This is a genomic window from Epibacterium sp. HA2-3, from assembly GCF_055693725.2.
In genome coordinates this window covers 2838802-2861093 of sequence record NZ_CM172490.1, presented here as the reverse complement: position 1 = coordinate 2861093, position 22292 = coordinate 2838802, and the positions used below count along the sequence as shown (strand labels likewise).

Sequence of the window (22292 nt, the reverse complement as noted above, 5' to 3'; positions counted from 1 at the left end):
TGATTACTCGGCGGCGACGGCGGCCTTGTTGTTGAAACGCTCAATGATCGCTTCTGCACAGTCGCGACCATCCTTGATCGCCCAGACCACCAGCGACGCGCCGCGCACAATGTCCCCAACGGCGTAAACCCCATCGAGATTGGTCGCGCCGGTTTTGAACTCTGCCTTGATGGTGCCCCAGCGGGTGACCGGCAGGTTCGGCTGGCCCCAGAGCGTCGGCAGGTCTTCGGGTTCGAATCCCAGCGCTTTGATGACGAGGTCTGCTTCTTCGACATAGTCCGCACCCTCGATGACCTCGGGGGCCTGACGGCCAGAGGCATCGGGTTGGCCGAGACGCATTTTCTGCACCATGACGCCCGAGACCTTGCCGTCTGCATCGGTGAAGCCTTTTGGGGCGGAGAGCCATTCAAAGACGACGCCTTCTTCTTCGGCATTCTGGGTTTCGCGTTGCGAGCCGGGCATGTTTGCACGGTCGCGACGATAGAGGCATTTTACCGACTCGGCGCCCTGACGCACCGAGGTGCGCACGCAGTCCATCGCGGTGTCGCCACCGCCGATCACGACAACCTTCTTGCCCTTGGCGTTGAAGGTACCGTCCTCATACTCTGGTACGGTGTCACCAAAGTTCGCCACCCGGTTGGAGGCTGTGAGGAAGTCGATGGCCTTCACGATCCCTTTGGCACCAGAGCCCGGCATGTTCAGATCGCGGGATTTGTACACGCCGGTTGCAATGATCACTGCGTCATGCTCGGCGCGGATTTCGTCAAAAGAGATGTCCTCGCCGATATTGCAGTTCATCACAAAAGTGACGCCACCGTCGGCCAGCAGTTGATTGCGGCGCATGACAACTTCTTTTTCGAGCTTGAAGCCCGGGATGCCGTAGGTCAGCAGCCCGCCAGCGCGGTCATAGCGGTCATATACCGTGACCTGCACGCCTGCCTTGCGCAGCATATCAGCTGCTGCAAGGCCGCCGGGGCCAGCACCGATGATGCCGACGGATTCCGCACGTTCTTCGATCGGGGCGTTGGGCTTGACCCAGCCTTTGTCCCACGCGGTATCGGTGATGTATTTCTCGACTGCACCAATGGTTACGGTGCCGTGGCCGGACTGTTCAATCACGCAGTTGCCTTCACAGAGCCGGTCCTGCGGGCAGATGCGGCCACAGATTTCAGGGAAGGTATTCGTCGCCTGCGATGTGGCATAGGCCTCTTCCAGGCGCCCGGTCGCCGTCAGACGCAGCCAATCCGGAATATTGTTGTGGAGCGGACAATGCGACTGGCAATATGGCACGCCGCACTGGCTGCACCGGCTGGCCTGCTCTTCTGCCTTTACCGCCGCAAATTCAGCATAGATCTCGTCGAAGTCTTCTCTGCGCGTCTCGGCGTCCCGTTTTTCGGGCATGTCGCGATCGATCTTCACGAACTTTAGCATCGGTTGCTTGGCCACGGCGATACTCTCCTTTTGGCTGGCGGCGATAGGTCTTGTGTAGCGCTCATATAGGTAACTAATGATGACCTATTATTTCGCGTGTTACCTGTGAATATCCATTTCTCACGGCTTGTATAGATGTTTTTTGGTCCGAATCGGACCTAAAATCGGACTTCCTCATAAAAACAAAGGGTTTATACAGGCGCTAGACTGTTTTCATTTTGACCCGCGACCCGAGATGGAATTCCAATGCCGTTGCTGCAGTTGATCCTCGTTGCCCTGATTCAGGGTGTGACCGAATTCCTCCCGGTTTCCTCGTCGGGACATCTGATTCTTCTGCCACGTCTCACGGGGCTGGAGGATCAGGGGCAAGCGATTGATGTTGCCGTGCATGTTGGCACGCTTGCTGCGGTGGTCCTGTTTTTCTGGCGCGATGTACGCGCTGGGCTCATCGGCCTGCCGCGCGCGTTGATTGGTCGGCTCGACACCAAAGGTGCGCGACTTGCGCTCGGCTTGATCGTGGCGACCATTCCCACAGTGATTTTTGGCACTTTCCTGCATTTCACGGGTCTCAGCGAGTCCCTGCGCTCTGTCGCGGTCATTGGCTGGACGATGCTGGTTTTTGGCGTCGTGCTTTATATAGCCGACCAACGCGGCCCTATCGATAAGTCCGCTTCGGATTGGGGGGTGCGCGACGCAGTGATTATGGGTTTGTGGCAGATGCTGGCCTTGATCCCAGGCACGTCCCGGTCAGGCATCACCATCACAGGCGCGCGCAGCCTCGGGTACAATCGAGAGGACGGCGCTCGGATTGCAATGTTGATGTCGATCCCGACGATTATCGCCTCAGGCGTGCTGCTCGGCACCGAGGTTGCACTGGACGCCGATGTTGATTTGATGCGGGACATGGGGATTGCTGCGCTGCTGGCGATGGCCTCCGCCCTTGCTGCGCTTGCGTTGATGATGCGCCTTCTCAGGTCCGTGAGCTTCACACCCTATGTGATCTATCGCGTGGCGCTCGGTATGGTGCTGTTGTTCATCGCCTATGGCTAAAACAAAAAAGGCGCGACCTGGGTCGCACCTTTCAAATCACCAGGACCAGTGATCCGCGTCAGATGTCTCCGCGCAGGTTACCGGCCGATTTCATCAATTCGTCGTACTGACCGGATGGGCGGAACTTCCACAGATAGTCGGGTAGAACGGACCCCATGGTAACCGGCTCGATCCCGAGGTCTGCCAGACCTTTGGCGCCTTCACTGACCACATTGTCGTTTTGCAGGTTCTTTAGTTGGTCGCGCGTCAGCAGGCCGTTTGTAAACAGGCCAAAGGTCACCGCCTGCGCCATATCGAACCCAAAAGCCATGAGGCGGGCGACAAAATTCGGTAGCGACACAACGAGACGGCGGCGATGGATCACATCAAGCATTTGCGACATCAACTCTGCAAAGCTTTTGACCTCGGGGCCACCAAGCTCATAGGTTCCTGCAGCAGCCTGCCCAGTCAGACCCGCAACAGCAGCTTTCGCGACGTCATCGACATAGACCGGCTGAAACCGTGTCGTCCCTCCTGCGATGGGCAGAACGGGGCCAAAGCGCGTCATGCTCGCAAAGCGATTAAAGAACTGGTCTTCGGGGCCAAAGATGATCGAGGGACGCAGGATCATTGCAGAGGGAAAAGCTTCAAGCACCGCAGCTTCCCCTTCGGCCTTGGTGCGGGCATACGCGCTGTCGCCATCAGCATCTGCACCAATCGCAGAAACATGAACAAGACGTTCAACACCTGTATCAGCCGCGATCCGCGCGATGCGACCAGCCCCTTCGGACTGCACCGCAGAGAACGTGTTTTTGCCGACTTCGTTCAGAACACCCACGCAATTTACCACCGCATCTGCGCCTGCCATAACAGCAGCGACAGAAGCGTCATCGCGGATGTTGCAGAAAACCGGCTCAACCTGCCCCGGCACACCATAGGGTTTGACGTGCATTGCCTCATTCGGGCGACGAACGGCCACGCGCACGCGCCAGCCTTCTTTTGCCATGCGGCGCGCGATATAGCGACCGACAAACCCTGAACCGCCATAAATGGTGACCAGTTTGGACATGACTTGGCTCCTCTCGCGTAGCTGTTGTCCCGATTTACCGCTCCGGCCCCCGTCAAACAAGGTCAAACAAAGGTCAAAACGACGCTGTTTTTCGGAACCGCAGGGCGCTGGGCTTGGTTGCCCTATGATTTTGCAAAAATGTCAAAATTCCGTTTGACGCTCCCCAAGACTCGGCTTATACGCCGCTCTCACGACATCTGTGCCCAGATGGCGGAATTGGTAGACGCGCTAGCTTCAGGTGCTAGTGTCCGTATGGACGTGGAGGTTCGAGTCCTCTTCTGGGCACCAAAATTCCCTCTCAATATAGCTTAAGCAATTGATTGCAGACGCTTTGCAAGCATCCTGCGAGTTCGATCTTGCTTCGTGTTTTTGCACGTTCGGAGGTGCATTTTCCGCTTGCCGCTCCAGCGTTTCCGGCTTATACGCCACTCCCACGACATCTGTGCCCAGATGGCGGAATTGGTAGACGCGCTAGCTTCAGGTGCTAGTGTCCGTATGGACGTGGAGGTTCGAGTCCTCTTCTGGGCACCAAAATTCCCCAAAGCATCCCATGTTCAGCCAATGGCATCTGTGTCGTGAATGGATCGACCGCATTTGGCGCGGCGCCAATTGCATCGAGAGCCGTATTCTGAAGTCGGGCAGGCACATGAAACTGCCAAGTGCGTAAAAACGCTCTCACAACACCCCCCGTGTGCCACTCCGCTAGCTATCTCTGTGGGTCCGCTCTATGTGCGGCGGCTGTTCGCGAGAGCCCGCAGAACGCGCGCTCTTGATTGGTTCAGCCGGGCGCGCCGATCACGCCCTGATTCTCGCCAATCTGTCCGCGGTGCAACAGGATGTGATCGAGAATCACACAGGCCATCATGGCCTCTGCCACGGGCACTGCGCGGATACCGACACAGGGATCATGGCGGCCCTTGGTGATGACTTCGGCAGCCGTCCCGTCTTTGCGAATCGACTGGCGCGGGGTCAAAATGGACGAGGTCGGCTTCACGGCGAAACGGATCACCACATCTTGGCCCGTTGAGATTCCTCCCAAGATTCCACCCGCATGATTCGACGAGTAGACAGGCGCACCGTCATTGCCCATGAAGATCTCATCCGCGTTCTCGGAGCCCTTCAACAACGCCGCATTCATGCCTTCGCCGATTTCGACGGCTTTGACAGCGTTGATCGACATCATTGCCGCTGCGAGATCGGTGTCGAGCTTGCCATAGATTGGCGCTCCGATGCCTGCGGGTACGCCGCGCGCGACCACTTCGACAACGGCGCCAACCGAGTCGTGCTGCTTGCGAAGGGCCTGCAGATAGTCTTCCCAGTCCTGAACAGCGGCGGCATCGGGAATCCAGAAGTCGTTCTGATCGATGGCGGACCAGTCAAACCGCGCGCGGTCGATTTCCATTTCCCCCATGCGGGTCATATAGCCCTTGATCTCGATCCCCGGGGCCAAGGACTTGAGGGCTTCGCGCGCTACGCCACCTGCTGCCACCCGCGCTGCGGTTTCGCGTGCAGAGGATCGTCCACCACCGCGATAGTCGCGGTTGCCGTATTTCTGAAAGTAAGTAATGTCCGCATGTCCTGGGCGGAATGTCTGGGCGATCTCGCCATAATCCCGTGAGCGCTGGTCGGTGTTTTCAATCATCAATTGAATCGGCGTGCCGGTCGATTTTCCCTCAAACACACCAGAGAGGATTTTCACCGCGTCAGGCTCATTGCGCTGGGTGGTGTTCTTGTTCTGACCGGGGCGGCGCTTGTCGAGCCAGTGTTGAAGCATCTCTTCCGAGACTGCGACATTTGGCGGGCAGCCATCAAGCGTTGCGCCCAAAGCGGGCCCATGGCTTTCACCCCAGGTGGTGACTCGAAAAAGGTGGCCAAAAGAATTCATGGACATGCGCGCGGATCTCCTTTGATTTGATCCTTTAGCGAGAAAGCCTGCCCGGGAAAAGAGACCCGCGTCGCAACAGGTCAGATAAGCGCAAAAACCAGCACAGATTTGATGCTGCAGGGCTTGGTTCTTGAAGGTTGGCGCAGATGTCTAACATCGGCAGTGTGGCATCGCCCCCTTCTGTACCTTTGGGTCGCACCCCGGCGATCCTCCCAGTTAAAAGAATAACGTCCACTGGTCTTTTTCTAACCTCAAATATCCCGGAGCGCGAGGCAGAGCCTCGCATACCAGCCCCTTGCAAAGCCTACCTTGCGCTTCTAGTGTCGCCCCACCTCGGGGTGCGCGAGCGATCGTGCTGAGATGCCTATGGGCGAACCCGCTGAACCTGAACCGGATTATACCGGCGTAGGGAAGGTTTGGTATGACAAGGTGTCTACACCGCGCTCTCCTCCTTGCCTGACGCCGCATATTGGAGGACGACATGAAATCCCTCATCTTTGCGAGCGCCACTTGTTTAGCTACTGCAGTCGCGGCTGCGGATACGCCGGAATTGGTGGTCTATACTTACGACAGCTTTGTCTCGGAATGGGGACCCGGACCGGCCGTCGAAGAGGCTTTTGAAGCGGTCTGCGGATGCGATCTGAAATTCGTCGGCGCGGGCGATGGCGCTGCGCTGCTCGCGCGGATCAAACTGGAAGGCGCTCGGTCTGACGCGGATGTGGTCTTAGGGCTCGACACCAACCTTACCGCGGCAGCCAAGGAAACCGGATTGTTTGCGCCAGTGTCGGTTGAGGCCGATTACGCCCTGCCGATCACTTGGAGCGACACGCATTTTGCCCCCTATGACTGGGGATATTTTGCATTTGTTCACAACGCAGATGTTCCGGCACCTTCGAACTTTGAAGCCTTGGCTGACAGTGATCTGAAAATCGTGATCCAGGATCCAAGGTCCTCGACGCCGGGACTGGGGCTCTTGATGTGGGTAAAGGCCGCATATGGGGAGGACGCGCCTGCCCTCTGGGAAGGTCTCAGCGACAATATCGTCACCGTCACCAAAGGCTGGTCCGAAGCATACGGACTGTTCCTCGAAGGCGAGGCAGATATGGTGCTCTCCTACACCACGTCGCCCGCCTATCATCTGATCGCCGAAGAGGATGACAGCAAGTCGGCTGCGCTATTCGATGAAGGTCACTACATGCAGGTCGAGGTCGCGGGCAAGCTCGCGGCGAGCGACGAGAGCGCATTGGCGGATCAGTTCCTCGAGTTCATGGTCTCTGATGCCTTCCAGTCGATCATCCCAACCACAAACTGGATGTACCCCGCCGTCACGCCTGATTCAGGCTTGCCACAGGGGTTTGAAACCCTGATCAGCCCGGAGAAATCACTGCTTCTGCCCGAGGACGAAGCCGCAGCGCTGCGCGCCGAGGCGTTGGAAGAATGGCGCGCAGCGCTCAGCCGATAAGCTTGCCCGTCGTCGCGACCTGGCCCGGAACCTGCGCTGCTCTTGGAGTGTTGCTCTTGGTTCTGGGCACGCTTGTCGCGGTCGCTTGGCATGCTGACGGGGGCGCTGGGTTTGCCGCAGCCGATTGGGCCGCGCTTCGCTTCACGCTCGTCCAAGCAAGCCTGTCTGCGCTGCTGAGTGTCGGGCTTGCCGTGCCTGTGGCGCGTGCCTTGGCGCGGCGGCGCTTTTGGGGGCGGCGTGCACTCATTACCTTGCTCGGCGCGCCATTCATCCTGCCCGTGATTGTTGCCATTCTCGGATTGCTCTCTGTCTTTGGGCGGTCTGGTTGGGTGAGTGACATCCTCAGCCTCATCGGCGTGCCGCCCTTGCAGATCTACGGGCTGCACGGGGTAGTGATTGCCCATGTGTTCTTTAACTTGCCACTGGCGACCCGTCTGATCCTTCAGGGCTGGCAAGAAATCCCGGCCGAACGCTTTCGTTTGGCGGCACAGTTGAACGCGGGGCCGCGCGCAATGTGGTTCTTGATCGAATTGCCGATGCTGCGACAGGTCTTGCCGGGTGCTGCGGCGGTGATTTTTGCCATCTGCCTTTCCAGCTTTGCGGTTGCCTTGACCCTGGGCGGCGGGCCTCGCGCCACCACGCTTGAGCTCGCGATCTACCAGGCCTTTCATTTTGACTTTGATCTTGGGCGGGCGGCGATGCTTGCGACTGTGCAGCTTGTACTGACCATTGTGGCAGCACTTCTAGCGCTTCGGGCCTCCACCACCGAGGGGCTGGGGGCTGGGCTTGATCGTGCGGTGATGCGTTGGGACGGCAAAGGCGCATTCACGCGCTGTCTGGATGGTGTCTGGGTTTCCGCTGCCGCTCTCTTCCTGCTGTTGCCATTGCTGTCGGTGGTGTTGGCAGGGCTCCCGGGGCTTTGGACGCTGCCGCGTTCGGTCTGGAGCGCGGCATTGGTCTCTTTGCAGGTTGCAATCCTGAGTACGGTGCTGTTGTTGATTGTTGCGCTGCCGCTCTCGGCGAGCATCGCGCTTGGACGCAAGCGCCTGGGCGAGGTCGCGGGGATCCTTGGGCTCGCCGCGTCGCCATTGGTGATAGGGACTGGATTGTTTGTCATGGTCTATCCCTTTGTGGATCCGCGCCTCTTGGCTCTTCCGGTGACGGCCCTCGTGAACATGGTAATGGCCTTGCCCTTTGCGCTGCGCATCCTCGTGCCACGCCTGCGGCAGGTGCTTTGGCAGAATGGCCGTCTTGCCTTGGCGCTGGATATGCGCGCGGGTACGGTCTGGAGGATTGTTCTGCTGCCGCGCTGCCGCGCGCAGATCGGATTCGCAGCCGGGCTTACTGCTGCGCTTTCGCTTGGCGATCTTGGTGTAATCGCACTTTTTGCTGATCCAGAAGTCGCCACCCTGCCGCTCCAGGTCTACCGGCTGATGGGGGCCTACCGGATGGAGGCGGCGCAGGCAGCGGCGCTCCTGTTGTTTGTGTTGTCGATAGGTGCATTCTGGGCGCTGGACCGGGGAGGGCGTTTTCATGCTGAGGCTTGAAAATCTCGATATTCGCAAAGGCAGCTTTTGTCTGTCGGGCACGGCGTCGATAGGCGCGGCCGACTCCGTGGCGGTTATCGGGCCTTCGGGTGCCGGGAAATCCACCCTGCTCGAGGCGATTGCGGGGTTTCAACCGTTGCACGCGGGTCAGGTCCTCTGGCGTGGCGAGGATCTCACTGCGCACAGGCCGGGACAACGCCCGGTGGCGATGCTCTTTCAGGATGGCAATCTATTTCCACACCTGACCGTGCGCCAGAATGCCGGGCTTGGGATTGATCCCAATCGGAAGCTCACGTCGAAGGAGAGGCAGACTGTGGAGGAGGCCATTGCGCGTGTGGGGCTGGGCGGCCTGGAGGAGCGCAAGCCAGCAGAGCTTTCGGGAGGGCAGCAAAGCCGTGCGGCGCTGGCCCGGGTGTTGGTGCAAAGACGCGATATTTTGCTTCTGGACGAGCCGTTTGCGGCACTGGGGCCGGCGCTCAAGGCCGAGATGCTCGATCTCGTCAAGGAAATCACCTCTGAAAACGGTGTCACCTTGTTGATGGTGAGTCATGATCCAGATGATGCGCGCCGCATTGCCGATCAGGTGATCCTGATAGCCGAAGGTCAATTGTATCCTCCTGCGCCGACGCATGCCTTGTTGGACAACCCGCCGCCAGCGCTTCGGGGATACCTCGGAGCCTGATTTCGTGACGAGGGATTGCGTCGAAATGCCAGCCGCTCTGTGCGGTTTTTGCGATCACCCATTTCCCAAACGGGCATCTACCCGCTAGAGTTGCGCCAACTTGGGAGACCTCATGAGATGAAGCTTTTTTATTCGCCCGCTTCCCCCTTTGTTCGCAAAGTGGTTCTGGTTCTGCACGAGACAGAGCAGTTGGATGACGTGGAACTGCAGCTTGTTGCCACCACGGTGACAGAACCGGATTCGGCCCTTGCTGCCAGCAATCCGCTGGCAAAAATCCCAGCTCTGGCCCGCGAAGGCGGCCCCACCCTTTATGACAGTCGGGTTATTTGCGAATTTTTGGACTCCCGCGCAGGGAGCACGCTGTACCGTGGCGGTTGGGACATAAAGGTTCTGGAGGCGACAGCCGACGGGATCATGGATGCTGCGGTCTCCATGTCTTACGAAAAGCGCCTGCGCCCAGCTGAAAAACAATGGGATGCTTGCCTCGAGGGACAGACTCGCAAGGTGCTTGGCGGTTGCAGTGCTGTAGAGGCGCGCTGGATGCCTTTGTTGTCCGGCCCAATAAATATTGGCCAATTGGCTGTTGCTGCGGCCCTGGACTATGTGGATTTTAGGCACCCTGATCTGAACTGGCGCGCCGCTGCGCCCGAGTTGGCCGCATGGTTCAAAACCTTTGAAACGCGCCCCGCCATGGTGGCCACGAATCCGCGCCAAAGTTGAGTATCGGAGTTCACTTCGTTTTAAAGGAAGCTAACGCAGATAGGTACTGAAGGCGCAGCAGTGCAACAGTTCTGCGACAGAATGCATCATTCAAGCGGGCCTGCGCTGCTTTGACCGCTAGACGAACCCGGTTTGCATCGCTAGACACGCGGCTGAGTCACCGCGTTTATTGCGGTGTAAGCGCATGTTTGCCCTAAACGGGCGCTGAAACTTGGAGAAAACTCGTGTCCCACGCAGAAGACCACGAAGGAACCCGGAGAGATTTCCTCTACTACGCCACCGCTGGCGCAGGGGCAGTCACCGCGGGTGCCGCCGTTTGGCCACTGGTCAACCAGATGAATCCCTCGGCTGACGTTCAGGCCCTGTCCTCCATCCTTGTGGACATTTCAGGCGTCGACGTCGGCACGCAGATCTCTGTTATGTTCCTTGGTAAGCCGGTGTTCATTCGCCGCCGCACACAGGAAGAAATTGACGAAGCACGCGCTGTCGAGATGGCAGAGCTGATCGACGCCTCTTCGGAGAACCCCAACAAGCCGGGGACCGATGCTTCGGATGAAAACCGTACTCTTGATGAGAATGGTGAATGGCTGGTGATGATGGGTGTCTGTACCCACCTCGGCTGTGTTCCGCTCGGCGACGGTGCCGGCGAATTCAACGGCTGGTTCTGCCCGTGCCACGGCTCGCACTACGATACCGCAGGTCGTATCCGCAAAGGCCCCGCACCGCAGAACCTTCACATCCCGGTGGCAGAGTTCACCGACGAAAACACCATCAAGCTGGGATAAGGAGGGGCGCACGCAATGTCTGGTATTCCGCACGACCATTACGAGCCAAAGACGGGCGCAGAGAAGTGGCTGCACAGCCGCCTGCCGATCGTTGGCCTCGTTTATGACACCATCATGATCCCCACCCCGAAGAACCTGAACTGGTGGTGGATCTGGGGCATCGTCCTCGCTTTCTGTCTGGCGCTGCAGATCGTGACCGGCATCATGCTGGTGATGCACTACACGCCGCACGCCGATCTGGCGTTTGCCTCTGTCGAGCACATCATGCGCAACGTGAACGGCGGCTACATGCTGCGGTATCTGCACATGAATGGTGCATCGCTGTTCTTTGTTGCCGTCTACATCCACATCTTCCGCGGCCTGTTTTATGGGTCCTACAAGGCCCCGCGTGAAATCACGTGGATCGTGGGCATGCTGATCTATCTGATGATGATGGGCACCGCCTTCATGGGCTACGTTCTGCCTTGGGGTCAGATGTCCTTCTGGGGTGCAACCGTGATCACCGGCCTCTTTGGCGCGATCCCGTTCATCGGCGAGCCGATCCAGACCTGGCTTCTGGGCGGACCCTCGGTGGGCAATGCGACCCTGAACCGCTTCTTCTCGCTGCACTACCTCCTGCCCTTCGTGATTGCGGCCCTCGTGATCGTTCACATCTGGGCCTTCCACACCACGGGCAACAACAACCCGACCGGTGTTGATGTGCGTCGCGGTTCCAAGGAAGAAGCCAAGAAAGACACCCTGCCGTTCTGGCCCTACTTCGTGATCAAGGATTTCCTCGGCCTCGCGGTTGTGCTGGTGATCTTCTGGGCGATTGTCGGCTTCATGCCGAACTATCTTGGCCACCCGGATAACTACATCGAGGCCAACCCGCTGGTGACACCTGCGCACATCGTCCCGGAATGGTACTTCCTGCCGTTCTACGCGATCCTGCGTGCCTTCACCTCTGAAGTTTGGGTTGTACAGATCGCCTCCTTTGTGACTGGTGGTATCATCGATGCGAAGTTCTTTGGTGTTCTGGCGATGTTTGGTGCGATTGCCGTCATGGCACTGGCGCCCTGGCTCGACACCTCTCGTGTGCGCTCGGGCAAGTATCGCCCGCAGTTCAAGTGGTGGTTCCTGCTTCTGGTCATCGACTTCTTTGCCCTGATGTGGCTGGGGGCGATGCCTGCGGAAGAGCCTTATGCGACCTTCTCGCTGATCGCATCGGCCTATTGGTTCGCATACTTCCTCGTGATCCTGCCGCTTCTGGGTGTGATCGAGAAGCCAGAACCTATCCCCGCCACCATCGAAGACGATTTCAATGCCCACTACGGCAAGAAATCCGAAGCTACTCCTGCTGAATAAGAAGAAGGACAGCTACCAATGTTCAAGAAAATTGTAACCGGTGCTGCCTTTGCTCTGGCACTTGTTCCGGCCGCGTCTTTCGCGGCTGGGGCAGGCGGCCATGTCGAAGACTACGCCTTCTCTTTTGAGGGGCCGTTTGGCACCTACGACCAGAACCAGCTTCAGCGTGGCCTTCAGATCTACACCGAGGTCTGCGCGGCATGTCACGGTCTGAAGCAAGTACCGATCCGCACTCTCTCTGACTCTGATGGCCCGGGCATGCCCGAAGATCAGGTCCGGGCTTACGCGGCGGACAACTTCGAGGTGTTCGACCCCGAGCTTGATGATTTCCGCTCGGCCAAACCGGTGGATCATTTCCCGGAGAACACGGCCCTTGGCGCACCGGATCTGAGCCTGATGGCAAAGGCGCGTGCGGGTTTCCACGGTCCCTATGGCCTTGGCATCAACCAGCTCTTCAAGGGCATGGGCGGCGCGGAATACATCGCCTCCCTGATGACCGGCTACACCGGCGAAACCAAGGTGGAAGCCGGGACCACGTTCTACAAGAACACCGCCTTCCCCGGTGGCTGGATCTCGATGGCACCGCCGCTCGCGGATGAGCAGGTGGAGTTCATCGACGGTCATGAAAACGACCTCGAGAACCTCTCGAAGGATGTTTCGGCGTTTTTGATGTGGACTGCAGAGCCCAAGATGATGGCGCGCAAGCAAGCCGGTTTTGTTGGTGTGCTGTTCCTGACCGTGCTGTCGGTTCTGCTTTACCTCACCAACAAACGCCTCTGGGCCCCGCACAAAGGCAAGAAAACCTCCTAAGGGTATCCTGCTGAAAGTTTGAGAAACCCTCGCATCTTCGGATGCGGGGGTTTTTTTGATTCTAGAAATGGGGCCAGCCCCTCTGCGCCTGACGGCGCATTCACCCCGGGATATTTGCCGTTAGAAGAAGGGGGAGGGGATCAGTTGAAGAACCGGGAGCGGGCTAGTGGTGCAGAGGTCATCGACAGGATGGATCTGACACTCTCCTGGAGGGGGGCGGAGCCATCCAGCGTCAGATCATAGCTGAGGTCGCGGTGAACATGTTCAAAATCCCGCGCTGCGCTGCCCGCCGGGCGGTCGCCGCGCGCGGCCTCGCGGGTCTCGAGCGTGGATAGCGAGGGCGTGAGGCCGATGAAAATGACCTTGTGGCCGCAAAAGAGCTGCTGGAGATCAGCATGCCAGCCCGGCGTGTCGAGGATATGCTCAAGGATCAGATCGTTCCCGGCATCCGCAAAGGCTTTGACCGCCCTGTGAAAGCCGGAGAAGAATCCAGCGCGCGCTCCTGCCCAATCCGGGTAGGCCTGCGGCTCCCAGGCTCCGCTGTCGCGCAGATGATCGATGGAGAGATGCAGGAGCGGTCGGGAGGAAGCCTCTCTGATCGCTTTGGCGAGTGTGGATTTGCCGCTGCTGGAGGGGCCATGCAGAAACAGTATCAGCGCCATTGGGCGGCCTCCCGGCGTCAGGCGGTGAGCTGCAGCCCATCGCTCCCGGTGATCTGCGCCTGAACGAGGGCGCCTTCGGTCTGCGGTGTGGCAAAGCGCACTTCGGTGAACTGTTCTGTGCGCCCCATGTGAGGGTTTTCCATCAAGATGCTATGTTGACGACCGATCTGCTCGGAGAGGTGTCTGGTAATCTGTGCTTCGCCGATGGCACGCAGGCGCGCAGCACGTTCCTTGATCACATTGCCATTGACCTGTGACGGGATCTTGGCGGCTGGGGTTCCCTCGCGCTTGGAATAGGGGAAGACATGCAGCCAGGTGAGGTCGCATTCGGTTACGAGTTTGAGCGAGTTTTCAAAATGCGATTCGGTTTCGGTCGGAAAGCCGGCGATGATATCCGCGCCAAAGGTCATCTGCGGACGCAGCTTGCGGGCTTCCTCCGTGAACCGAATGGCGTCATCGCGCAGATGGCGCCGTTTCATCCGCTTTAGAATGAGATCATCGCCATGTTGCAGGCTCAGATGCAGGTGGGGCATCAGGCGTGGCTCTGTGGCGATGGCCTGCATCAGGTTTTCGTCCACTTCGATCGAATCGATCGACGAGATACGCAGACGGGGCAAATCTGGGACGAGCTTCAAGATTCGCATCACAAGGTCTCCCAGCTTGGGACTTGCGGGCAAATCCGCGCCCCAGCTGGTCAGATCGACCCCGGTCAGCACCACCTCGTTGTAGCCTTTGTCGACCAGACGCTTGATCTGATCCACAACAACGCCGGCAGGCACGGAGCGGGAATTGCCGCGGCCATAGGGGATGATGCAAAAGGTGCAGCGATGATCGCAGCCGTTTTGGACCTGCACATAGGCCCTGGACCGGGTCCCGAACCCATCAATCAGATGACTTGCGGTCTCTGTCACCGACATGATGTCGTCCACCAGCACTTTTTCGGTGGCGCCGATGAAATCCGGCCCCTTGGCCATGCGCTGCCATGTTTCGGGCTGCATCTTTTCGGTGTTGCCAATGACCTGCGTGACTTCGCTCATCGCGGCAAAGGTTTCCGGCTCGGTCTGGGCGGCACATCCGGTGACGATGATGGGCGCATCCGGGTGATCGCGCCGCAGTTTGCGAATTTCCTGACGCGCCTTGCGCACTGCCTCGGCGGTTACGGCACAGGTATTGACCACTACGGCACCCTCAAGGCCCGCCTGGCGGCTGAGCTCCTTCATGGCCTCTGTTTCATAGGCATTGAGCCGACAGCCGAGCGTTGTGAATTTTGGCGCGTTGCTCATTCGGACAAGCTTTCGAGGAATTGCCGTGTAAAGCTGCCATTGGCGACATGCATTGTTGGTCCGGTCATCCAGACCCCATCGTCGCGCCAATCGATCCACAGTGTACCTCCATCCAGATCGATCTGTACCTTGCGCCCTGTGAGACCCTTGCGGGCGGCTGCTACCGCTGTTGCGCAGGAGGAGGAGCCTGATGCAAGGGTAATGCCAACACCGCGCTCCCAGACGCGCATCCTGAGATGGTTCGGGCCAACGACATGGGCGATCTGAACATTGGTGCGTTCCGGATAGAGGGGATGATGTTCGTAACGAGGACCAAATTCCGCCAGTGGTATCACCTCTGCGTCCTCAACAAAGAACGTACAATGCGGGTTGCCCATGCCAGTGGCGCTTGGCGCGCCTTCGATGGGGAGTTCTAGCGTTTCCAACTCCTCCGCGAGCGGGATTTCATCCCAACTGAGCTGCGGCGCACCCATGTTCACCGAGGTCAGCCCCTCACCTGCGTCCGTTGCAATCAGGACACCCCGGTCGGTTGTCAACCGCAGCGACGGCTTGTTGCTCTGATCCATCAGGTACCTTGCGATACAGCGTGTCGCATTCCCGCAGGCCCCTGAAGTAGAGCCGTCAGCGTTGTAGAACACCAGATGCGCATCCGCTTCTGTAGACGCGTCAGCGGTAGCGATGACGGCGAGTTGGTCAAATCCGAGACCCATCTGGCGGTGGGCAATCCCCTTGGCCATTGCAGGGGTGATTTCGATATCTGACTCGCGGGCATCGATGACGACAAAGTCATTTCCAAGCCCATGCATCTTCATGAACGGCAACATATGATCGGATCCTGGGGAGGTCATGAAGCGCATATAGACCTGATGTTAAAATGAATCCAGAGATAGCGCAGAAAACTTCGAAAAAGGGGTTGACCCTCTGCTGGCTAAACCGTAGAAGCCCCCCCTATCGGAACGGTGCAACACACCAACGCGCAACGGTCCGGTTCTGAATAACAAGTTGATCTTTATAGACTAATCCAGTTATCAGGTTGTCCGAGAAGGCCGGAATAAGTCTTCACAGAGAGTGGGCCGTTAGCTCAGTTGGTAGAGCAACTGACTTTTAATCAGTGGGTCGCAGGTTCGAATCCTGCACGGCTCACCACTTTCTCCAAATATCGCGGCTTGCAGCGAAAACTGCATTCACAATACCCGATCGGAGCGCGTAGATATCACGCAAAACCGATATTGAGTTTCGCTTCCTGTGAGAGCTGGTGCAGGAAATCGCTCACTTCTCTAAACTCGACACCTCTTACGCCAACTCGATCTCGCTGCCGCTGTAACGCGCTTGAAGCCCCAAAATCTATGACGAAACGAGATTGGCAGACGGGCTTGGTCGCTTGTTGATTTGAACCCCTGCCGGATGAAGCCGCATTGGGACTTTGGTGGGTGATTCTGCAGGCGCGCTATCGTGGTGCGATCTAAGATGCTAGCCTCGACGAAAATCAGCCTAAGACTGTGCCAAGCCATAGATCGAGTGAGGGAGAAAGCCATGAGAGTCTTGAGACGATATTGCCTTGTTGCGAGCGCCTCCTCCCTTGCCATTGCGGCGTCTGCTCAGGAACGCGACCCGATGCTCTTATACGAGCGCGATGCGTTGACAGTGCGTGGGCATTTTCAGGCGGGATTAAATGCGGTGGCAGAGGACAATCTCTTTTGGGATCTCGCTGCCACCACCGCGCCGGGTAGCGGGTTTGATCCCGATACCCGCTGGCTTGAAAGCTACATCAAGCCGGGCATCAGCTTTGAATATCGGCTTGATACCGGCGCGACGCTCTATGGCAAGTTCTCCGGCGTGGCGTCCTACACATGGGGGAAGGATGCTTTTGACTACGGCGATACTGGCGCCACCACGCTGGAGGAGGCCTACATCGCGATTCGTGGCAGGCTTGGACCGGATGCGACGTATGATCTGTCTCTTGGTGCACGCGAGCTCACGCTGGGCACAGGCATGCTGATTGCCAATGGCGCGACCAGTGGTTTTGAACGTGGTGCGTTGAAATTTGGGCCCCGCAAGGCCTGGGAAGGGGCGGCGATTGGCCGGTTCACATTGGGGCAGGTCTCGGGGACGGCATTCTACCTTGATCCGAATGAACTGCCCTCGACAGATGGAAACAACAATCTGGCGGGGGTTGATCTGCGGTACGACGCCCCGGCAGGTGGCTATCTGGGCGTCACCTATGTGGATGTTCTGAACTCCGAATCGTCTTATCCGAAAGCAGCCCCCGGTGGTGTCGGCGCCCCGAGCATCCTTCCCGGGGGGCGCGAAGGAACTCGTACGCTTGGCCTGTATGGGCGCACAAATCCATTTGATAACGGGCTGGAGAATTGGACGTTCACCGGAGAGGTCGCCTATCAATGGAATGACCGCATCGACCTGGAGGCTTGGGCCGGACGGGTCACGGCGGGCTACACATTCGAGGGTCTGGCCTGGTCCCCGAATCTCACCATTGGATATCAGAGCTTTTCCGGAGACGATCCAAACACCACAAAACTCGAGCGGTTTGATCCACTCTATTATCAAGGTAGCCCAAGCGCCTGGGCCACGGGATCAAAATCCGCCTCCACCTTCATCAACTCGAATGTGAACGCGCTGACGCTGGCCTTGCGCCTTCAACCGTCACGACAGGACACCTGGACGCTACGGTATGCGCACATCCGGGCGAATGAGCTCAACAGCCCCGTCCAATTCGGGCAGGCAACGCGCGTCGATCTGAACGGGAATGTCGTGTCGGGGGTCACGGATAGTCATCTCGCCGATGACCTGTTTCTCGAATACAGCAGAATTATCAACCGCAATACGTTTCTGACTGCTGGGATCTCTGTGTCCTTTCCCGGTGCTGGCATCGACAATGTCATCGGTGCAACTGCGGACCCTTGGACAGGAGGTTTCATCAATGTCGTCGTCAACTTCTAATTTCTTTGCAGCAACTCTGGCGGCGGCGGTTGCGCTTGTCGTCTCATCGCAGGCGGGCGCGCAATCCGCACCGCTGTCTGCGCAAGAATCCGACCCCAATGTCATGGGCTGGATGCAAGGCTTTCCACCGCCCGCTGACAAGATCATTACCCAACCTGACAGCGTCTACTTCAGCTTTCCAAGACTGCGCTGGTCGGTCTGTCATTTGCGCGAGTTCTTACCGACCGAGGAGATCAGTCGCGGACTCAGCGCTCCGGTGCCGTTGACCTACCCTTCCGCGTCCGAGTTTGCCGAGCTGCGAGCGGAGATCGATGCGGTTACCTTCATGCCTCAGAACAGTGATGCAGAGATGACGTGGGAGCAGTCGCTTTACGCGAATTACACCGATGGCATGCTGATCCTGCATAAAGGCGAAGTTGTCTATGAGCGCTATTTTGGTTGCCTTGAAGAGGACGGCAAACACGCGATCATGTCCATGACCAAGTCTTTTACCGGTCTTATGGCGGAAATCATGGTTGTTGAGGGGCTGCTAGATGACACGGCATTGGTGCGTGACATCATCCCCGAGATCGGCGACAGCGCCTTTGCGACTGCGACCGTGCGTCAGGTGATGGATATGACAACCGGGGTGCAGTACTCCGAGGACTACTCAGACCCCAACGCGGATATCTGGCTCTATTCCAACGCGGCTAGCCCGCTCCCAAAACCAGAGGGGTATGTAGGGCCGAACGGGTATTGGGAATACCTGCAGCAGGTGATGCCAGAGGGCAATCACGGGGACGCGTTTCACTATAAAACCATCAACTCCGATATGCTGGGCTGGATCATCAGTCGCGTGTCGGGGCAGTCGGTCACCGATGTTGTGTCCGATCGTCTCTGGCGCCGGATGGGGGTGGAGCAGGATGCCTATCAAACCGTGGACGCCAAGGGTGTTCCATTCGCTGGTGGCGGCATCACCGCGGGTCTGCGTGATCTTGGGCGATTGGGACAGCTGATGCTGAACGAAGGGGAGCTTAATGGGCAGCGCCTGTTCCCCACCGAGGTGGTTGCCAAGATCAGCGCCGGTGGCGACCGGTCCAAGTTCGGCGATGGTTTTCCCACCTTTGGTGCTGGCAGCTACACCAGCCAATGGTGGGTACTCCACAATGCGCATGGCGCTTATGCGGCGCGCGGTGTTCACGGTCAGACAATCTATGTGGATCCCACGGCCGAAATGGTGCTGGTACGGCTTTCCTCATTTCCCAAAGCGCAGATCGGATTTATCGACCCAACCTCGCTTCCTGCCTATCAAGCTGTCGCAGAGCATTTGATGGCAACACGCCCCTAAGGAGGAGTCGGTCACAGGTTTGCGGATCCGTCGCCATTGGCCTCAGTGTGCCCTGGTCATGGCCGCTCTGATATTGACCTCTCTTGTGGGATCGCTAGGTCTGTGACGATGGAAACGGCAGCCGAACTCAAGACACGACTGATTGCGCAGGCAAAGGCTGAAGGCTTTGCCTCGGTACGTCTGTGTCGGCCCTGGGATGTCCCTGAGGTGCCGGAGCGTCTGCGCGCGTTTCTCGAGGCCGGGTATCACGGTCAGATGAAATGGATGGCCGAGCGGATCAATTGGCGCGAAAACCCTGCCGCGCTCTGGCCGGAGGCGCGCTCCGTTATCATGCTGGCTGAAAGCTACACACCGGACGAAGATCCCATGGCCGTTGTTGACTTGCCCGATCGTGCCGCGATCTCGGTTTACGCGCGAGGGAAGGACTATCATGATCTTGTCAAGAAACGTCTCAAACGCTTGGCGCGGTGGTTGATCGAAGAGGCCCCTGACGAGGCGCAGGTAAAGGTTTTTGTCGACACCGCGCCGGTGCCTGAAAAAGCACTCGGCCAGGCTTCTGGGCTGGGATGGCAAGGAAAGCACACCAACCTTGTGAGCAGAGACTGGGGCAACTGGGCCTTTTTAGGGTCTATCTTTACAACATTAGACCTGCCTGTGGATGCGCCGGAGCCGGATCACTGCGGGTCCTGCCGCGCCTGTTTGACGGCGTGCCCGACCGACGCCTTTCCCGCGCCGTACCAGCTCGATGCGCGGCGCTGCATCTCATATCTGACAATCGAGCACAAAGGTCCGATCGAGGAGGAGTTGCGCACAAAGCTTGGCAACCGGATCTATGGGTGTGACGATTGTCTTGCAGCCTGCCCGTGGAACAAGTTTGCGGTAGAGGCCTCTGATATGCGTTATGCCGCGCGCGAGGGAACCATTGCTCCGCCCCTTGCGGAGTTGTCGCAGCTGGATGACGCTGCGTTTCGTGCGCGGTTCTCTGGCTCACCGATCAAACGCATTGGCCGGGATCGCTTTGTGCGGAATGTGCTCTATGCTATCGGGAACTCGGGTGATGCAGGGTTGCATGTGTTTGCGCAGGCGCTTTGCGATGATCCTGATCCCACGGTTGCCGAGGCTGCGCGCTGGGCGGCAGCCCGGTTGCCGTAATGACGCAAACAGAGTGGACGTGACGCAACCAGTCGCTAAACCGGAGCAGACAAATACGGACTGCGAGGGCGAGATGGCGATATTGCTTGGGATCGACACGGGTGGGACTTACACCGATGCGGTGTTGATCCGCGATGAGTCCGAGGTGATTGCCTCGGCCAAATCGCTCACCACACGCGAGGATCTTGCGATTGGGGTCGGCGGCGCGGTCCGCGCGGTGTTGGCGCAGTCCGGTGTTGCGCCCGCGGATATTTCCATGGCCGCATTGTCCACTACGCTTGCAACCAACGCATTGGTTGAAGGGCAGGGCGGGCGCGTGGCTTTGATCTACATCGGCTTCAGCGCGCAGGATCTGGAGCGTCACGGCCTGGACACTGCGCTCAAGGGGGATCCGGTCCTGCTCCTCGCTGGTGGCCACACCCATGCAGGTTCCGAAGCAGCTGTGTTGGACAAAGAGGCTCTTATCGCCTTTTTAGAGACTGAATCTACTGGTGTGAGCGGCTTTGCCGTTGCGGGCGTTTTTGCGACACGCAATCCGGCCCATGAATTGGAAGTCGCGCGCCTCATTCAAGAGCACACCGGCGCGCCTGTAACCTGTTCGCATCAGCTCTCGGCAAAGCTCAATGGGCCCAAGCGGGCGCTGACGGCCGTTCTGAATGCGCGGCTGATTGGGATGATCGACCGGTTGATCGGTCGTGCTGCGGATACGTTGACGGCGCTGGGGGTGGAGGCGCCGATGATGGTGGTTCGGGGTGACGGTGCCCTGATGTCCACGGACCAGGCCCGCGCACGCCCCATCGAAACGATCCTCAGCGGGCCTGCCGCCTCCATTGTCGGAGCGCGGTGGATGACGGGAGCAGAAAATGCGTTGGTCAGCGATATCGGTGGCACCACCACCGATGTTGCCTTGATCGAACGCGGCCTGCCAAAGATCGATCCGGACGGTGCAGAAGTTGGCGGATATCGCACCATGGTCGAGGCAGTCGCCATGCGCACCACGGGGCTTGGAGGCGACAGCGAAGTGCATTTGCAGCGGGAAGGGCTGCGTGGTGGAGTTGCGCTGGGGCCGCGCCGGGTCTTGCCGATCTCCCTGATCGCCACGCAGGCGCCGGAAACCGTTCATGCGGCGCTCGACACACAGCTTCATGCGCAGGTGATCGGGGAATATGACGGGCGTTTCGTGCGTGGCGTGACCGGGCAACAAGCGCATGGTCTGAGTGCGCGTGAGGAGGCTCTGTTGTCTCGGATCGGACAGGATGTCCGTCCGCTTGGCGAGGTGCTGCGATCGCGCGTGGACCAAAGTGCCCTGAGCCGACTGATCGACCGTGGGTTGGTGCAAATGGCCGGTGTGACGCCTTCGGATGCGAGTCACGCTCTCGGGCGGGTGTCGACCTGGGACAATGAGGCGGCACACAAGGCGCTGACAATCTTTGCCAAGCGCCGCGTCGGGAGCGGCGACATGGTTGCAAAGGATGCGGACACGCTGGCCCAAATGATCGTGGATCAACTTACCGAACAGACTGCATTGACCTTATTAGAGTCTGTTTTCTCCGAAGAGCGGGCTCTGTTTGGTGGCAGTCCGTCTGATCTGGCGCGGCATGTTCTGCTGCAACGGGGGCTTCAGGGGCACACCGGGCTTGTGGCGCTTGATGCGCGGGTGAATGTGGATGTGATCGGATTGGGCGCATCAGCACCTAGTTATTACCCGGCGGTGGGGGAGCGTCTACGCTGCAATATGATCCTGCCTGAACACGCTGGTGTTGCAAACGCAATCGGCGCCGTGGTCGGACGGATTGTGCAGCGCCGTTCGGGCACTGTGACAGCCCCGTCCGAGGGTCGCTTTCGTGTACATCTGGCTGATGGCCCCGTGGATTTCACCGAGAGCGAAGCAGCACTGACGGCGCTAGAATACGCCCTGCGCGCCGAGACCGTTGCAGCCGCAGAGGAAGCCGGGGCAGGAGATATCCATGTGCATGTGACCAAGGATCTGCGCACCGCAGAGGTTGAGGCGCGGCAGGTGTTTGTCGAGGCAACCCTCACCGTAGAAGCAAGCGGTCGCCCGCGCGTGGCACATGCTTAGCGACCAAACAAAAGGCCGCCCCCAACTGGAAGCGGCCTATTTGTTGCAAGAACCCACGAAAACTAG

Annotated in this window: 18 protein-coding genes, 3 tRNA genes and 1 riboswitch; of the genes, 15 read left to right on the top strand and 6 right to left on the bottom strand. The window is 58.8% G+C overall.

Features of this window, described 5'->3' with window-relative positions; genetic code table 11:
* Positions 1 to 3: 3 nt before the first annotated feature.
* Positions 4 to 1446, bottom strand: a complete 1443-nt coding sequence (locus tag ACZ1HH_RS13390) for an NAD(P)-dependent oxidoreductase (RefSeq protein WP_472636872.1) — start codon at positions 1444 to 1446, stop codon at positions 4 to 6.
* A 231-nt stretch (positions 1447 to 1677) separates the two neighbouring features.
* Between ACZ1HH_RS13390 and ACZ1HH_RS13385 the strand changes: the two genes are divergently transcribed.
* Positions 1678 to 2481, top strand: coding sequence for an undecaprenyl-diphosphate phosphatase (locus ACZ1HH_RS13385; protein WP_416369293.1), 804 nt, complete (start codon positions 1678 to 1680; stop codon positions 2479 to 2481).
* A gap of 58 nt (positions 2482 to 2539) precedes the next feature.
* Here ACZ1HH_RS13385 and ACZ1HH_RS13380 read toward each other — a convergent pair whose 3' ends face one another.
* Positions 2540 to 3529 carry a complex I NDUFA9 subunit family protein gene (locus ACZ1HH_RS13380; protein ID WP_472636871.1) on the bottom strand — a complete coding sequence of 330 codons (990 nt, stop codon included), beginning with the start codon at positions 3527 to 3529 and terminating at the stop codon, positions 2540 to 2542.
* 201 nt (positions 3530 to 3730) lie between these two features.
* Between ACZ1HH_RS13380 and ACZ1HH_RS13375 the strand changes: the two genes are divergently transcribed.
* Together ACZ1HH_RS13375 and ACZ1HH_RS13370 are read left to right on the top strand one after the other, a co-directional pair.
* Positions 3731 to 3817 (top strand) — tRNA-Leu (locus ACZ1HH_RS13375).
* Positions 3818 to 3973: 156 nt separating this feature from the next.
* Positions 3974 to 4060, top strand: a tRNA-Leu gene (locus ACZ1HH_RS13370).
* Between the two features lie 247 nt (positions 4061 to 4307).
* Here the strand turns inward: ACZ1HH_RS13370 and aroC are convergent.
* Positions 4308 to 5420 (bottom strand): chorismate synthase, encoded by a 1113-nt coding sequence (gene aroC, locus ACZ1HH_RS13365; RefSeq protein ID WP_472636870.1) that lies wholly within the window; start codon positions 5418 to 5420, stop codon positions 4308 to 4310.
* Between the two features lie 318 nt (positions 5421 to 5738).
* A riboswitch (TPP riboswitch) is annotated at positions 5739 to 5843 on the top strand.
* A 52-nt stretch (positions 5844 to 5895) separates the two neighbouring features.
* On the opposite strand from aroC, the gene thiB reads away from it, so the two are divergent.
* The 7 genes from thiB (at position 5896) to ACZ1HH_RS13330 (ending at position 12764) form a co-directional block, all read left to right on the top strand.
* Complete coding sequence (gene thiB, locus ACZ1HH_RS13360; RefSeq protein WP_011540132.1) at positions 5896 to 6876, top strand: thiamine ABC transporter substrate binding subunit; 981 nt, start codon at positions 5896 to 5898, stop codon at positions 6874 to 6876.
* The gene (locus ACZ1HH_RS13355; RefSeq protein WP_487320307.1) at positions 6852 to 8423 is read left to right on the top strand and encodes a thiamine/thiamine pyrophosphate ABC transporter permease ThiP; all 1572 of its coding nucleotides are present in this window, start codon (positions 6852 to 6854) and stop codon (positions 8421 to 8423) included. Before thiB ends, ACZ1HH_RS13355 begins: the two co-directional genes overlap by 25 nt.
* A complete protein-coding gene (locus ACZ1HH_RS13350; protein ID WP_168610754.1) occupies positions 8410 to 9105 on the top strand; it encodes a thiamine ABC transporter ATP-binding protein in 696 nt (231 codons plus the stop codon). The genes ACZ1HH_RS13355 and ACZ1HH_RS13350 overlap by 14 nt, the downstream gene beginning before the upstream one ends.
* Positions 9106 to 9222: 117 nt before the next feature.
* Complete coding sequence (locus tag ACZ1HH_RS13345; protein ID WP_487320448.1) at positions 9223 to 9825, top strand: glutathione S-transferase; 603 nt, start codon at positions 9223 to 9225, stop codon at positions 9823 to 9825.
* 224 nt (positions 9826 to 10049) lie between these two features.
* Positions 10050 to 10610 carry a ubiquinol-cytochrome c reductase iron-sulfur subunit gene (gene petA / locus ACZ1HH_RS13340; RefSeq protein ID WP_011540128.1) on the top strand — a complete coding sequence of 187 codons (561 nt, stop codon included), beginning with the start codon at positions 10050 to 10052 and terminating at the stop codon, positions 10608 to 10610.
* A gap of 15 nt (positions 10611 to 10625) precedes the next feature.
* Positions 10626 to 11954, top strand: a complete 1329-nt coding sequence (gene petB, locus ACZ1HH_RS13335) for a cytochrome b (RefSeq protein WP_011540127.1) — start codon at positions 10626 to 10628, stop codon at positions 11952 to 11954.
* An 18-nt stretch (positions 11955 to 11972) separates the two neighbouring features.
* Positions 11973 to 12764, top strand: a complete 792-nt coding sequence (locus tag ACZ1HH_RS13330; RefSeq protein WP_472636868.1) for a cytochrome c1 — start codon at positions 11973 to 11975, stop codon at positions 12762 to 12764.
* Between the two features lie 140 nt (positions 12765 to 12904).
* Here ACZ1HH_RS13330 and ACZ1HH_RS13325 read toward each other — a convergent pair whose 3' ends face one another.
* From ACZ1HH_RS13325 to dapF, 3 genes are read right to left on the bottom strand one after another with little or no spacing between them, the layout of a single operon-like run.
* Positions 12905 to 13426: a chloramphenicol phosphotransferase CPT family protein gene (locus ACZ1HH_RS13325; RefSeq protein WP_011540125.1), complete on the bottom strand. Its 522-nt coding sequence runs from the start codon at positions 13424 to 13426 to the stop codon at positions 12905 to 12907.
* Between the two features lie 17 nt (positions 13427 to 13443).
* Positions 13444 to 14709, bottom strand: a complete 1266-nt coding sequence (gene mtaB, locus ACZ1HH_RS13320) for a tRNA (N(6)-L-threonylcarbamoyladenosine(37)-C(2))-methylthiotransferase MtaB (RefSeq protein WP_487320306.1) — start codon at positions 14707 to 14709, stop codon at positions 13444 to 13446.
* A complete protein-coding gene (gene dapF, locus ACZ1HH_RS13315; RefSeq protein WP_011540123.1) occupies positions 14706 to 15533 on the bottom strand; it encodes a diaminopimelate epimerase in 828 nt (275 codons plus the stop codon). Before dapF ends, mtaB begins: the two co-directional genes overlap by 4 nt.
* A gap of 246 nt (positions 15534 to 15779) precedes the next feature.
* Between dapF and ACZ1HH_RS13310 the strand changes: the two genes are divergently transcribed.
* The 5 genes from ACZ1HH_RS13310 (at position 15780) to ACZ1HH_RS13290 (ending at position 22226) form a co-directional block, all read left to right on the top strand.
* Positions 15780 to 15855 (top strand) — tRNA-Lys (locus ACZ1HH_RS13310).
* A 387-nt stretch (positions 15856 to 16242) separates the two neighbouring features.
* Entirely contained in the window at positions 16243 to 17667 is a 1425-nt protein-coding gene (locus ACZ1HH_RS13305) for an alginate export family protein (protein WP_472636866.1), read from the top strand.
* Positions 17648 to 18994, top strand: coding sequence for a serine hydrolase domain-containing protein (locus ACZ1HH_RS13300; RefSeq protein ID WP_472636865.1), 1347 nt, complete (start codon positions 17648 to 17650; stop codon positions 18992 to 18994). The genes ACZ1HH_RS13305 and ACZ1HH_RS13300 overlap by 20 nt, the downstream gene beginning before the upstream one ends.
* A 108-nt stretch (positions 18995 to 19102) precedes the next feature.
* Entirely contained in the window at positions 19103 to 20146 is a 1044-nt protein-coding gene (gene queG / locus ACZ1HH_RS13295; protein ID WP_472636864.1) for a tRNA epoxyqueuosine(34) reductase QueG, read from the top strand.
* 73 nt (positions 20147 to 20219) lie between these two features.
* The gene (locus ACZ1HH_RS13290; protein ID WP_011540119.1) at positions 20220 to 22226 is read left to right on the top strand and encodes a hydantoinase/oxoprolinase N-terminal domain-containing protein; all 2007 of its coding nucleotides are present in this window, start codon (positions 20220 to 20222) and stop codon (positions 22224 to 22226) included.
* Positions 22227 to 22292 lie beyond the last annotated feature (66 nt).

What these genes read in the sequence shown, in the direction of transcription:
- ACZ1HH_RS13350 (WP_168610754.1), top strand. Translation starts at nt 8,410, where the DNA reads ATGCTGAGGCTTGAAAATCTCGATATTCGCAAAGGCAGCTTTTGTCTG.
- ACZ1HH_RS13345 (WP_487320448.1), top strand. Translation starts at nt 9,223, where the DNA reads ATGAAGCTTTTTTATTCGCCCGCTTCCCCCTTTGTTCGCAAAGTGGTT.
- petB (WP_011540127.1), top strand. Translation starts at nt 10,626, where the DNA reads ATGTCTGGTATTCCGCACGACCATTACGAGCCAAAGACGGGCGCAGAG.
- dapF (WP_011540123.1), bottom strand. Translation starts at nt 15,533, where the DNA reads ATGTTGCCGTTCATGAAGATGCATGGGCTTGGAAATGACTTTGTCGTC.
- ACZ1HH_RS13325 (WP_011540125.1), bottom strand. Translation starts at nt 13,426, where the DNA reads ATGGCGCTGATACTGTTTCTGCATGGCCCCTCCAGCAGCGGCAAATCC.
- ACZ1HH_RS13385 (WP_416369293.1), top strand. Translation starts at nt 1,678, where the DNA reads ATGCCGTTGCTGCAGTTGATCCTCGTTGCCCTGATTCAGGGTGTGACC.
- ACZ1HH_RS13355 (WP_487320307.1), top strand. Translation starts at nt 6,852, where the DNA reads ATGGCGCGCAGCGCTCAGCCGATAAGCTTGCCCGTCGTCGCGACCTGG.
- queG (WP_472636864.1), top strand. Translation starts at nt 19,103, where the DNA reads ATGGAAACGGCAGCCGAACTCAAGACACGACTGATTGCGCAGGCAAAG.
- ACZ1HH_RS13330 (WP_472636868.1), top strand. Translation starts at nt 11,973, where the DNA reads ATGTTCAAGAAAATTGTAACCGGTGCTGCCTTTGCTCTGGCACTTGTT.
- ACZ1HH_RS13300 (WP_472636865.1), top strand. Translation starts at nt 17,648, where the DNA reads ATGTCGTCGTCAACTTCTAATTTCTTTGCAGCAACTCTGGCGGCGGCG.
- thiB (WP_011540132.1), top strand. Translation starts at nt 5,896, where the DNA reads ATGAAATCCCTCATCTTTGCGAGCGCCACTTGTTTAGCTACTGCAGTC.
- ACZ1HH_RS13290 (WP_011540119.1), top strand. Translation starts at nt 20,220, where the DNA reads ATGGCGATATTGCTTGGGATCGACACGGGTGGGACTTACACCGATGCG.
- mtaB (WP_487320306.1), bottom strand. Translation starts at nt 14,709, where the DNA reads ATGAGCAACGCGCCAAAATTCACAACGCTCGGCTGTCGGCTCAATGCC.
- ACZ1HH_RS13380 (WP_472636871.1), bottom strand. Translation starts at nt 3,529, where the DNA reads ATGTCCAAACTGGTCACCATTTATGGCGGTTCAGGGTTTGTCGGTCGC.
- ACZ1HH_RS13305 (WP_472636866.1), top strand. Translation starts at nt 16,243, where the DNA reads ATGAGAGTCTTGAGACGATATTGCCTTGTTGCGAGCGCCTCCTCCCTT.
- aroC (WP_472636870.1), bottom strand. Translation starts at nt 5,420, where the DNA reads ATGTCCATGAATTCTTTTGGCCACCTTTTTCGAGTCACCACCTGGGGT.